The organism is Pseudomonas saliphila (genome assembly GCF_008638345.1).
GTDB classification, from domain to species: Bacteria; Pseudomonadota; Gammaproteobacteria; order Pseudomonadales; family Pseudomonadaceae; genus Halopseudomonas; species Halopseudomonas saliphila.
The window spans coordinates 121,111-133,224 of the sequence record NZ_VTVA01000001.1 but is presented as its reverse complement, the minus strand read 5'-3'; the positions used below and the strand labels follow the sequence as shown (position 1 = coordinate 133,224).

At 54.9% G+C, this 12,114-nt stretch carries 10 protein-coding genes; 9 read left to right on the top strand and 1 reads right to left on the bottom strand.

What is annotated here, in order from left to right; all coding sequences use genetic code 11:
- Nucleotides 1-196: 196 nt before the first annotated feature.
- The gene (locus FHK95_RS19995) at nucleotides 197-340 is read right to left on the bottom strand and encodes a hypothetical protein (protein ID WP_178114669.1); all 144 of its coding nucleotides are present in this window, start codon (nucleotides 338-340) and stop codon (nucleotides 197-199) included.
- Between the two features lie 188 nt (nucleotides 341-528).
- Here FHK95_RS19995 and FHK95_RS00615 point away from each other — a divergent pair, with 188 nt between their 5' ends.
- The 9 genes from FHK95_RS00615 (at nucleotide 529) to FHK95_RS00570 (ending at nucleotide 12,067) form a co-directional block, all read left to right on the top strand.
- Nucleotides 529-1,902 (top strand): DUF1329 domain-containing protein, encoded by a 1,374-nt coding sequence (locus FHK95_RS00615; protein WP_206668514.1) that lies wholly within the window; start codon nucleotides 529-531, stop codon nucleotides 1,900-1,902.
- 245 nt (nucleotides 1,903-2,147) lie between these two features.
- The gene (locus FHK95_RS00610; protein WP_150302652.1) at nucleotides 2,148-3,230 is read left to right on the top strand and encodes an NADP-dependent oxidoreductase; all 1,083 of its coding nucleotides are present in this window, start codon (nucleotides 2,148-2,150) and stop codon (nucleotides 3,228-3,230) included.
- A 149-nt stretch (nucleotides 3,231-3,379) separates the two neighbouring features.
- Nucleotides 3,380-4,399: an NADP-dependent oxidoreductase gene (locus FHK95_RS00605; RefSeq protein WP_150302651.1), complete on the top strand. Its 1,020-nt coding sequence runs from the start codon at nucleotides 3,380-3,382 to the stop codon at nucleotides 4,397-4,399.
- Between the two features lie 597 nt (nucleotides 4,400-4,996).
- On the top strand, nucleotides 4,997-6,115 hold the full coding sequence (locus FHK95_RS00595) for a WD40/YVTN/BNR-like repeat-containing protein (protein WP_178114668.1): 1,119 nt from the start codon (nucleotides 4,997-4,999) through the stop codon (nucleotides 6,113-6,115).
- Nucleotides 6,102-8,540, top strand: a complete 2,439-nt coding sequence (locus tag FHK95_RS00590) for an efflux RND transporter permease subunit (protein ID WP_150302648.1) — start codon at nucleotides 6,102-6,104, stop codon at nucleotides 8,538-8,540. The genes FHK95_RS00595 and FHK95_RS00590 overlap by 14 nt, the downstream gene beginning before the upstream one ends.
- A 76-nt stretch (nucleotides 8,541-8,616) precedes the next feature.
- A complete protein-coding gene (locus tag FHK95_RS00585) occupies nucleotides 8,617-9,387 on the top strand; it encodes a ThuA domain-containing protein (protein ID WP_150302647.1) in 771 nt (256 codons plus the stop codon).
- 33 nt (nucleotides 9,388-9,420) lie between these two features.
- On the top strand, nucleotides 9,421-10,179 hold the full coding sequence (locus tag FHK95_RS00580; protein WP_150302646.1) for an SDR family NAD(P)-dependent oxidoreductase: 759 nt from the start codon (nucleotides 9,421-9,423) through the stop codon (nucleotides 10,177-10,179).
- A 29-nt stretch (nucleotides 10,180-10,208) separates the two neighbouring features.
- Nucleotides 10,209-10,820, top strand: a complete 612-nt coding sequence (locus FHK95_RS00575; protein WP_150302645.1) for a glutathione S-transferase family protein — start codon at nucleotides 10,209-10,211, stop codon at nucleotides 10,818-10,820.
- A 65-nt stretch (nucleotides 10,821-10,885) separates the two neighbouring features.
- A complete protein-coding gene (locus FHK95_RS00570; RefSeq protein WP_206668513.1) occupies nucleotides 10,886-12,067 on the top strand; it encodes an aromatic ring-hydroxylating oxygenase subunit alpha in 1,182 nt (393 codons plus the stop codon).
- Nucleotides 12,068-12,114 lie beyond the last annotated feature (47 nt).

Sequence of the window (12,114 nt, the reverse complement as noted above, 5' to 3'; positions counted from 1 at the left end):
TTGTTTTATTGTATTTAATGGTGGAATTCATAGCGCAATGGCCCTGAGAAACGCGGGTGGTTGCCCTATCCCAGGAAGGATCCTGGCCGTGCGAATCCTCTGGAATCATTATAAACAGTACAGAATGTTTTTTTATGGCGCAAGCCATACATGCTGGATGCCACAAGGACTTTATCTGATCCCAATGTGGCCTTCCTTATGAAGAATCGCCAGCGCCTGACGCGCGATCCGCTAGCCGTCGGGCGTCAGGCGAGTACCGACCATCGAGGGCGTTGGCATAGAGATTGAGAATGCGCTGGATGGCGGCCTGCTCCAGAGTTTCCTGTGTGCTTGTGCTCATGGTTCTCTCGTTACGGTTTTGGAGGGATTGGATGGAAAGCTTCCGGCCAGGTTGTTTTATTTGACCCGGAAACTGGCTCAACTTTCTTGGGGAGGGGGGCTTGTGAATCAGAAGAATCAGTAGTAATTTACAAACGATCTGGTTGGTTTTTTATTTTAGGGTCTGCTAAAAGATCCGCTAAAGGGAACATGATAATTATGAAAACAAGATATTTACCCTTAGCTTTGAGTGTGATGCTGTGCGGTCCGACTATGGCCGCGGTTTCCGAGGAGGAAGCCGCCCAGCTGGGAAATAATCTCACCCCGTGGGGGGCGGAGCAGGCGGGCAATGCCGACGGTACCATTCCAGCCTACTCCGGGGGGATCCAGCCACCGAGTAGCTATGACCCTAGCCGGCCCGGGATACGCCCCGATCCCTTCGCTGATGAGCAGGTCCTTTTTACCATCGATGCGAGCAACTACCAGGAGCATCAGGAGCGGTTGACATCGGCTGCGGTGGCCCTGTTCGAGAAGTACCCTGAATTCAAAATCAATGTTTACCCAAGCCATCGCACAGCGCGCTACCCGCAGCATTACCTGGATGCAGCCAAGAAGAACGCCACCAGCTGCACGCTTGTGGCGGACGGACTGCAGCTGGAAGGCTGTTGGGCCGGCACGCCATTTCCTGTGCCGAAGAGCGGCAGCGAGGTGATGTGGAATCGCTACATGAAGTATGAAGGTCATGCCTTCATGAGCCAGGATCTGAAGACAACGATCGTTGACGGTTCGGGGTCGGTGATTGATACGGCGGGGCAAACCCAATGGAACCAGTATCCCTTATGGGAACCCAGCCGTACCGGACCACTCGACGGCGACGAAATCAATGAGATGCTGCGCGCCGATTATGACTCGCCGGCGCGCAAATCAGGTGAGAAGCTGATACTGCATGATTCCCTGGATATGCTGACCAATGCGCGCCGTGCATGGAGTTATTTGCCCGGGCAGCGCAGGGTCAAGCTTTCTCCCGATGTGGCGTATGACACGCCCTCGCCAGCTGGGGCAGGTATCGGAACGGTGGATGATTCGTCAGTGTTCTTCGGTGCTTTTGACCGATACGATTTCGAATTGATGGGCAAGAAGGAAGTCTACCTGCCATACAACATGTTCAAGATGTACGACACGGAGCAGTGTGGTCGAGACCAGGTATTCACCAAGAATTTCGCCAACCCTGACTGCGTCCGCTGGGAGCTGCACCGTGTGTGGGTAGTCGAAGCGACATTGAAAGAAGGGAAGCGCCATATTTATCCGCGGCGCACATTTTATTGGGATGAAGATTTCCTGGGAGTCGGGATGAGCGCTTCGTATGACAGTACCGGCTCTGTCTACCGCGTGGTGCATTCGGAAAGCTTTCCCAAATATGAGAGCTATGGGCACATTAGCGGCCAGTTCATCACCCATGACCTTGCCAGCGGCGCTTATGCCCGCCAAGCGTATTCCACGGGCCGTTCCGGGTGGCATGACATAGAACCCAAACCAATGAGTTTCTTCTCACCGCAAGCCATGAGTGCTGGCGGCGTCAGATAGCCCCTGTTCGCGCGCTCGAGGAAACAGAGTGCGCGAACAATGCTGTGTCGTCGTATGCGGTCTCCCCGCCCGGTCTTTCCGGATGGATTGGCAGACGGCTTGGGTCACCATCGCTAGCCGTTTTGAGCGGCCGCTGACAAACCTTAATCTATTACGTGCGTGCAAAGTCGGTCCCTCCTCGGTTCGCCAGAACCGCGCACAACCAAAGTCGCTCACAAATAAAAAGAATAGAAGGACCAGTCATCATGCCGTTGCTCAACCGCCAGCTCTGTCTGGAGTCTCGCCCAGAAGGAGTGCCCACCGAGAATAATATCCGGATGCGCAGTTCTCGTCTGCGCAGGCCAAGCCAGGGCCAGGTTCTGCTGCAGAACCTGTATTTATCTATGGATCCGGCGATTCGGGGCTGGATGAGTGATAAACCCAGCTATATGCCGCCTATCGCTCTGGGGGAACCAGTGCGTGGCTCAACTCTGGGTAGGGTGGTGGAAAGCTGTCACCCGGACTTCCAGATCGGAGACATTGCCGTCGGGCTTGCGGCCAATGCGTGGGAGGATTTCAGTCTGACCGATGGCGAACAGCTGGATCGCATTCAGCCCGATCCTCGTTTCCCGCTCAGTCATTATCTGAGTGTGTTCAGTGCGGTGGGTCTGACGCCGTACTTTGGTGTGCTGGATATTGGCAAGCCGAAGCCTGGAGCAACGATGTTGATCAGTGCCGCCGCAGGGGCGGTGGGCTCTCTCGCTGGCCAGATTGCACGAATCAAGGGTTGCCGTACCGTGGGTCTGGTCGGCAGCGATGAAAAGTGCAGCTGGATTGTGGAAGAGCTGGGTTACGACCGCGCAATCAATTACAAACGCTGCGAAGACCTGACCAGTGCGATTGCCGAGGCCTGTCCGGACGGGGTTGATATCTACTTCGACAACGTCGGAGGGGAGATTCTTGATGCGGCGTTGCTGAACATGAACAACTTCGGTCGGGTCGTGTTCTGTGGCGCTATCGCCCAATACAACACCGAGGACCGCGTAGCTGGGCCGTACAACTATTGGCAGGTCCTCGCCCGCAGCCTCACTGTGCGGGGCTTTCTTTCTCCTGAGTTCAAGGATCGTTTTGGCGAAGGCATTGAGCAAATGAGTGATTGGATTGCCGACGGTCGTCTGGTATTTGCCGAGGATATCGTCGACGGATTGGAAAACACCGTGGAGGCTTTTTCTCGCCTGTTCACCGGTGCAAACAAGGGGAAGCTGTTGGTCAAGGTGCGGGACGCCTCCGAGCCTGCACCGACAATGGATGAGATTCGTACCGCCGCGCAAGCGCCTGAGCATTTCTGAACAGACCGTCACTGACATATCCGCATGGAGGTAAGGGCACCACAGAGACCATTCTCGCCACATCAATGAAATAGCGGGTAAAGATACTTGAAGGGCGGGAAGATTTGGGGAAGCAGTTCCATTCATTATAAGAACAAGAGAGATTTGCCATGCCTCAACCCACTACCCAGCGGCGACTGATCCTCGAGCGTCGTCCTCAGGGAATTGCAACCAATGAAGATGTGGTCCTTCGCGAACAGCCGGTTGGCGACCTCGCTGAAGGACAAATCATGGTGCGCAACCACTTCTTCTCCGTCGATCCTGCGATCCGGGACTGGATGTCGGAACGGCCCAGCTATCTGCCGCCCATCCGTATCGGCGACCCGGTACGAAGCACTGTGATCGGCGAGGTGGTGGCGAGCCGCGTCTCCAGCCTGCGGCCAGGACAACTTGTTGTAGGGCTTGGCGGCTGGGAAGAATACTCAATCGCCGAAGCCGCTTATTTCTCTCCGGTCGAACTGCAACCTGGTGATCAGGAGCAGTTCTACCTCAGCATCTATGGTGCGGTTGGGCTCACGCCATACTTCGGCTTGATCGAAGTGGGTAAGCCACAACCGGGTGAAACCGTGCTGGTGAGTGCCGCGGCCGGGGCGGTGGGCTCACTGGTGGGGCAGATCGCCAAGATCAAGGGTTGCCGCGCGGTAGGCATCGCCGGTAGCGATGAAAAATGCCGTTGGATTGTCGATGAGCTGGGTTTCGATGCAGCGATCAACTATCGCACTGGAACCGACATGGTCGCCTCGATTGGTCGGGCCTGTCCCCAGGGCGTGGACGTGTACTTTGACAACGTCGGCGGCGACATTCTGGACGCTACGCTGCTTAACCTGAACAAGGACGCCCGGATTGTTTTCTGTGGCGCTATCGCAAGCTACAACAGCACCGAACCGGTGCCCGGCCCGTACAATTTCTGGCAGATCCTGGCTCGCAGCGCGACCATCGAGGGATTCCTGATTTCCGACTATCTGGAACAGTTTCCCGATGGTATTGCGCAAATACGCGAGTGGGTCGAGGCAGGGCGACTGCAGTTTAAAGAGCAGATCGTCGACGGCCTGGAAAATACGCTGGACGCTTTTAATCTGCTGTTCGAAGGGCGAAACGAAGGAAAGCTGATTGTCAGAGTGACGTCCTGATGCGGTAACACCGAAGCACATATCGAAAACAAAATGCCTTCGACAGCGTGGAATTGGATGCGTCGGCCGCTATGGTTTGGGCGTTACTGGCTGACTTCGCTGACATACAGCGTTGCTGGCCAGGTCCCGCGGGTCTGGCTTCTTATCAGGCCGATGGCTGGATAGAGCTGCTGGAGGATGACCGCTGCCGGCTCAATTATCGCGGCGAATTTACCGCGTGGCCAGACCGGGATCAGGAGGCAGAGGCCTTCTTGTGTGGCGCCTATGCGCTTATGTTTAGCGGGCTTAACCAAACCTGAGGAGGGATGCAGGGAGCGGGTTGACGCGGGATTGTTGCTCCGAGGCTTCCATTGAGTTCGAGACTAGCCTGATTCGATGATCAGGGCTTGCACGGATACCTAAGAGCTAGTACTTTGTTAAAAACCGTCAGGTTGGTTTTTAATTATCGCACAACAAAAATAAACAGGGTCCCTAATGATGAGTCGCGAGCTGCTATCCACGCTTTCCTCGGGTCTGCAATGCCCGGCCACCCGAGCCGGTACTCTCTCACTCCGCTCCCTTCAGAAAGTGGGGGTGGCTGTCTGGTTGCGATGCTGCTTGTTGCTGACACTTTTTCTTATAAGCCTCACAAGCTTTGCGTTCGAAAGCCCCCTGTCGGTATCGGCAGTTGAAAGTGTCAAGGCAGCCAAGAGTCCGCTAACCGCCGTTACCAAGGCCGGTGATGAGCGGCTGGTAGCGGTAGGTCAGCGTGGACATATTCTGCTATCTGACGATTCTGGTAATACCTGGCGCCAGGCCAATGTTCCAGTCAGTAGTGATCTTGTCGCCGTGTCCTTCGCCAGCGCCGAGCGCGGCTGGGCGGTAGGGCACGGCGGCGTCATATTGAAAACGGAAGACGGCGGTCTTAATTGGGCTTTACAGCTCGATGGTCACCAGGCATCGAAACTCGTTCTTGATTACTACACGCGGCTCGCTCAAACCGATCCTGATGCTGAGATGTTTGTGGCGCGTGAGGAGCTATTGATCGAGTTCGGCGGTACGCAATCGTTGATGGATGTGTATTTTGAAAGCGAGCAGGTGGGTTACGTCGTGGGCATTTTTAATCGCCTGCTGAAAACAGTAGACGGCGGCGAGACCTGGGTGCCTTGGGCGCACCGGATAGATAACCCGTACGAGTTACACCTCTATTCCATGAGCGCGGGTAAGGACGGGCTTTACATTGCCGGCGAACAAGGGATGGCCTGGCGTCTGGATGACGAGCAGCAGCAGTTTGCATCGGTTCAAACGCCTTACGACGGAACTCTTTTTGGTGCTGCGGTTGGCATTGACGAAGTGGTCGTCTTCGGCATGCGGGGCAGCGCGTTCAGGAGCACAGACCAGGGTGAAAACTGGACTCGCCTCGAGATTATGTCTGAAGCGGGCATCACCGATGGGATCATCTTTTCCAATGGCGCGATCGCACTGGTCAATCTAGCCGGAGAGCTGCTGGTCAGTCGCGATGGAGGAAGCAGTTTTACCCCTCAAGCCATTATCAAGAGCATGCCTTTCTATGGTCTGGCGCAGATTTCCAGCACCCATCTCACGCTTGTCGGCGCGGAAGGCGTGCAGAACCTCGCAGTAATGGCGCCAGAGAAGTCCTCAGGGGAATCCAGTGTGTCTTTGCTTGAATCAGACGACTTAGCCATTAACGTGGAGCTTCGCCATGTCACCCAATAACAACAATACCGACGCCGGGACACAGGTTGAGGATTTCGATCCAAACTCCGGTGGGATAATTGAACGGCTGGTTTTTAACCATCGCGTTTTGTTGATGCTGTTCTGCTTGATTCTCACAATATTTTTTGGGTATCACCTCAAGGATCTCAAGGTTAGTGCGAGCTATGAAAAGACGCTGCCCCAGAGCCATGAGTATGTTCAGAACTATCTCGAAAACCGCGAGGAATTACGTGGTTTCGGCGACTCGATCAGGGTCGTGGTAGAAGCGAAGGAGGGCGGGATCTTCAATGCCAGTTATCTGGAGACCCTGGCCAATATCAATGACGATATATTTATTATCCCGGGTGTGGATCGGCCGTGGATGAAGTCTATTTTTACCCCGGTCGTTCGCTGGACGGAGGTCACAGAGGAAGGCTTCACCGGCGGTCCCGTATTGCCAAATGACTATGACGGCGGACCAGAAAGTATTCGCAACCTGCGTATCAATATCGGCCGGGCTGATGTCGTCGGGAGCCTGGTTGCCAATGATTACCGCTCCAGCATGATCATTGTGCCGCTGATGGGGCAGGATTCTGAAGGTAATCCGATCGACTATAAGGTGCTGGCCGACTCCATCGAGGACATCCGTCAAAAGTATCTCAACAGCCCTGAGCATGACGTCAATATCTATGTGATTGGCTTCGCGAAACTCACCGGTGATCTGATTGATGGGCTCAAGCTCGTCATGATGTTCTTCCTGATCGCTGCAGTTATCGCGGTGATAATCATCTACAGCTATACCCGCTGCCTGCGCAGTTCACTGCTGGTACTTTCATGCTCCGTCGTAGCGGTTGTCTGGCAACTGGGGGCAGTAACACTGCTTGGTTATGAGCTGGATCCCTTCTCGATGTTGGTGCCATTTCTGGTAGTAGCCATCGGCGTTAGCCATGGCGCGCAGAAGATGAATGGCATCATGCAGGATATCGGGCGAGGCACCCATAAACAGGTTGCCGCCAGATTTACTTTCCGCCGGCTGTTTCTACCAGGTCTGACCGCTTTGCTGGCGGATGTGGTTGGCTTTGCCGTGTTGATGATTATCGACATTCCGGTGATCCGCGACCTGGCGATGACCGCCAGTATTGGTGTCGGCGTCCTGATTTTCACCAACCTTATCCTCATACCCGTGCTGCTGTCGTATGTCGGTGTAAGCCAGAAGGCGGCGCAGCGCAGCTTGGCGATTGAGCAGCGCCGCCCCGGCGCGCTCTGGCGCGGCTTGGCTTTGTTCACTCAACGCAGCTGGGCTACTGGCGCGGTAGTCGTAGCAGCTGTTCTGCTGTCCTGGGGCGTGTACATGTCATCGAAGCTGGAAGTTGGCGACCTGGATGCCGGCGCTCCTGAATTGCGTCCCGACTCACGCTACAACATGGACAATGCCTACATTACGTCCCACTACGGCATCTCCAGCGACGTGTTCGCAGTCATGGTCAAGACTCCCGATGACGGGTGTCGCAGCTTCGAAACGCTGACGGAAGTGGATCGTCTGTCGTGGAGGCTCGCTCAGGTTCCAGGCGTTCAGCGTACTGCTTCGCTGGCTGATACCGTGCGTAATTACACGGCGGGCATGTTCGAAGGTAATCCCAAGTGGGCTACCGTTAGCGACAACCAGGGGCTCATCGACGCCCAGATCGGCAACGCTGTTTCCTGGAATTCAGAGTTTCTGAATACGCGTTGCAACATGACTCCAGTGCTGGCTTATCTGTCTGACCATAAAGCCGATACGCTCGATCGGGTGGTGGCGGCTGCAAGTGAGTTTGCTGAAGAAAATAGTACCGAGGACTATCAGTTCCTGCTGGCGGCGGGTAACTCCGGCGTTGACGCAGCAACTAACATCGTCGTCAGAGAAGCCAACCGCAAGATGCTGTTTTACGTGTATGCCGCCGTTGCCCTGTTGTGCCTGATTACGTTCAGAAGCTGGCGGGCGGTGATCGTTGCGCTGGTGCCGCTGATTCTTACATCCATGCTGGCCGAAACGCTGATGGTGTTCCTCGGTATTGGCGTGAAGGTGGCGACCTTGCCAGTGGTGGCGCTAGGGGTGGGGATTGGCGTTGACTATGCAATCTACTTGTTGAGTACTCAGCTTGCCTTCCAGCGTATGGGGTATTCGGTGGCCGACGCTTACCGCAAAGCTCTCTCTACGACGGGCAAGGTAGTCGCGCTGGTCGCAGTTACTCTGGCGGCGGGTGTTGTCACCTGGGCATGGTCTCCGATCAAGTTCCAGGCGGACATGGGGATTCTCCTGACCTTCATGTTCTCGCTGAACATGATCAGTGCGCTGATCCTTGTACCGGCTCTATCACACTTCCTGTTGCAGGGTGCAACGTCGGCCCCCGTGCGCGTTGACGAAGCTGCGGCAGACGACAGTGATCTGGCAGCTAATCCTGTTTAACACATTAGATATCTGCGACCGAAAGATCCTGCTCCGTGAGGAGCAGGTATCACCAGCAGAAAGAAGATAGGACGCTATGAATAACACTAATCATCCAGACAGCATCAACTGTGTCTTCGTCGCAGCGGGAAAGTATCACGATATAGACTTTGCGCGCCTGGAACTGCTGAAGTTGCTTGCTGAGAACGAAAGGATACGGGTCCGGGTATTTGAAGATTATTCAAATATTGAAGCGATAACGAAAGCAGACTTTCTGGTTACCTATACATGCGAAGTTATTCCCAGTCTTGATCAACAACAGGCATTGCGCCATTGGCTTGAGCAAGGCGGTCGTTGGTATGCGCTGCACGGCACCAATTCTATCTTACGCTTCCTGGACAACGGCCTGGTCGATACCCCTGACTGGGCAAGCCACTTCATGGAAACCCTGGGGAGCCAGTTCGCCTCGCATCCGCCCATTGGCCCGTTCACCGTGCGGGTGGCCAAGCCGGATGATCCTCTAGTAGCGGGGATTGAAGACTTCGAAGTAGTGGATGAGCAGTACCTGGTCGACCAGTGCGCCGATATTGATGTTCTGCTTGATATTGAATTTGAAGGCGAAACGCCTGGCTTCGTGCGCGATCAATGGCTTCCCGAGCGGCATCCTGTTTTGTACCGCAGGCCCCTGGGAAAGGGTGGTGTTCTGTACCTGACACTGGGCCATTGCCGCGGGCATTACGACCTCAGGCCATTGATGGACTATTGGCCCGAGGTGGATAAATGCTCATGGAAGTCCCCTGTTTTTTATGAACTGCTTCGTCGAGGACTGGCCTGGGCCAGTGAACCGGCGCTTGAGCGTCAATGCTGATTGTTAAAACAGCGTAATCATTAGGAGAATGTCATGGAACTAGGTCTACGCGGAAAGAAAGTCATCATCAATGGTGGGAGCCGTGGGCTCGGGCGTGCCGCTCTGGAAATGTATGCAGCTGAAGGTTGTGATATTGCCTTCTTCTCCAGGGACGCCGCTCGTGTCGCCGAGACGGTAAAAGTGCTTGAGTCGCACGGAGTCAAGGTATTCGGTGACGCATTCGACATGAACGATAGCGAAGCCTACAAAAAATGGCTGATCTCAGCGGCAGAGCGATTGGGCGGGTGCGATATCTTCATCCATAACGCGAGTTCTTCCGGAGCTCAGGGTACTACCGATTGGGACATGACCTTCCGGCTGGACATGATGGGCGCGGTAATCGGCTGTGAGACCCTGGAAGAGCATCTGAGTGCTAGCGGTGAGGGGTCGGTGATATTGATGTCCAGTACCGCAGCGGTCGAGACTTTCATGATCCCGCAGGCATTCAACGCCATCAAGGCAGCCATTATCACCTACGGCAAGCAACTGTCGCAGGCCTGGGGAGAGAAGAAAATCCGGGTGAACATGGTTTCTCCCGGGCCGATCGAATATCCAGGGGGTAACTGGTCAGCGATCAAGGAGGCTATGCCCGAGGTGTATGACCAGACGTTGTCGCAAATGGTACTTGGTCGATTTGGCGAGCCAAAGGATGTGGCTGGGACAGTGGTTTTCCTTTCCAGTCCAGCAGCCTCTTACATCACTGGGACAAACGTAGTGATCGACGGCGGCTATACCAAACGCGTGCAATTCTGACCACATGCGGTTGAGACAGGAGTGCATTCATGAAGCTCTATAACTCTATAGGTCCTAATCCTCGCTTGATTCGGCTGTTTGCAGCGGAAAAGGGTGCACCCCTGTCTCGTGTTGAGGTGGATATTGTTGCCGGTGAAAACCGGCAACCTGCCTATCTGGCGATCAATCCCACAGGGACGACGCCAGTGATTGAACTGGACGACGGGTCGCGGATTGCCGAAACCACCGCGATCTGTGAATACCTGGAAGAACTTTTTTCTTCACCTGCATTGATTGGAGCGAACGAGAAGGCGCGCGCGCATACCCGTATGTGGTGGCGCAGAGCTGATCAGATAATCGTTCAGCCTCTCACGGCAGGTTTCCGCGGAGCCGAGGGGTTCGAGCTTTTCAAGAACCGGGTCCCATGTTACCCGGATGCGGCGGAGGACTTTAAACGGGCTGCTCAAGAGGGCTGGAGGTGGTTTGAAGCGCATGGCGAACATGACCAATTCATATGCGGCTCACGCTGCACTGTGGTCGATCTTCTGTTGTTATGTTTTGCGGAATTTGGTGAGCAGGTCGGGCAGCCCATACCCGAAGACTGTGAGCGTCTTGGCGGCTGGTTGGCAATGATGAGGGAACGGTATGCTGGCATCGAATAGTGTCTTTATTGCCACATCTGCTAACGGCCCTTGAAAATAAAAAGCGCGTGAAGAGGAAAGAACCAATGAGCAGTCCAGAGAAACAGCAGGAATACAACCTGATCGCCGCTCGCTTATTGGAGCATGTGGCGAATCGCACTACCGATATGGCCGATCAGCAGATGGCGGTTCCCAGCAGCAGCTACTCAGATCCGGTGCGCTGGAATCAGGAAATAGAATCCGTTTTCAAGCGCTTGCCAATACTTGTTGGGCTATCCGGTGAGCTTCCAGAGCCCGGCTCGTACAAGACCAAGAACCTGCTTGATGTACCCCTGCTGCTTACACGCCTCAAGGATGGCTCGGTACGTGTCATGCTCAACGCCTGCGCGCACCGTGGCATGCAGGTGGCAGAGGGTGAAGGTAAGTGCGACAAGTTCGTGTGCCCCTACCATGCCTGGCTTTATGGAAACGATGGAGCTCTGAAGCGGGTCTATGGCGAAGAGACCTACGGCGAAGTCGACAAGGCTGCGATGAGCCTCACCCAGTTACCTGTGTATGAAAGGGGCGGGCTTATTTTTGCGGTGCTGACTCCAGGTCTGGAGGTGGATTTTGAAGATTTTCTTGGTGGCATGATCGAAGATATCGAGAATCTCGGGTTTGCCGATTGGCATTATTGCGGCCAGCGGGTGATCCATGGCGCGAATTGGAAGGTCGCCTATGATGGCTACCTTGAAGGCTATCATTTCGCCGCAGCACACCCCAAAACCATCAATCAGCGTACCTACTCCAATATCATGGATTTCCGCGGTTATGGCCCCCACCTGTTGATTGCCTTTCCCCAGCGCAGCATCGAAAAGCTGAAAGACGTTCCAGAGACCGAACGCTACAAGCACGAGAACGATGGCTATGACTTTGTGCGGACCATCTTTCCCAACACGTCGATATTTGTTGCCCCTGAGATAACCCAGGTCGCGCAGCTTATCCCCGGTCCGACAGTGGGCGAGAACACCACCATCTTGCATTACATCCATCGACATAAGCCGGAAACCGCCGAAGCGACGCAGAAGCTTGAAGAGATGATGGACTGGCTGCAGGAAGTGGTTCAGACGGAGGACTATGACCTGGGGCTCAAAGTGCAGGGCGGTATGGCATCCGGTGCATTCAAGAACGTCACCTTTGGTAGGAATGAGCGCGGCAATCAGTATTTCCATCGTTGGCTGGATTACTACATGAGTGATGACCCGCAGCGGCAAACGCCGAAACTCTGATCAAGGGCGGTCAGGACGAGCTAATAAATCACTGGCCATCGCTGCGC

Coding starts and splice junctions, on each gene's coding strand:
- FHK95_RS00580 (WP_150302646.1), top strand. CDS start 9,421: ATGGAACTAGGTCTACGCGGAAAGAAAGTCATCATCAATGGTGGGAGC.
- FHK95_RS00615 (WP_206668514.1), top strand. CDS start 529: ATGATAATTATGAAAACAAGATATTTACCCTTAGCTTTGAGTGTGATG.
- FHK95_RS19995 (WP_178114669.1), bottom strand. CDS start 340: ATGAGCACAAGCACACAGGAAACTCTGGAGCAGGCCGCCATCCAGCGC.
- FHK95_RS00570 (WP_206668513.1), top strand. CDS start 10,886: ATGAGCAGTCCAGAGAAACAGCAGGAATACAACCTGATCGCCGCTCGC.
- FHK95_RS00575 (WP_150302645.1), top strand. CDS start 10,209: ATGAAGCTCTATAACTCTATAGGTCCTAATCCTCGCTTGATTCGGCTG.
- FHK95_RS00585 (WP_150302647.1), top strand. CDS start 8,617: ATGAATAACACTAATCATCCAGACAGCATCAACTGTGTCTTCGTCGCA.
- FHK95_RS00610 (WP_150302652.1), top strand. CDS start 2,148: ATGCCGTTGCTCAACCGCCAGCTCTGTCTGGAGTCTCGCCCAGAAGGA.
- FHK95_RS00605 (WP_150302651.1), top strand. CDS start 3,380: ATGCCTCAACCCACTACCCAGCGGCGACTGATCCTCGAGCGTCGTCCT.
- FHK95_RS00590 (WP_150302648.1), top strand. CDS start 6,102: ATGTCACCCAATAACAACAATACCGACGCCGGGACACAGGTTGAGGAT.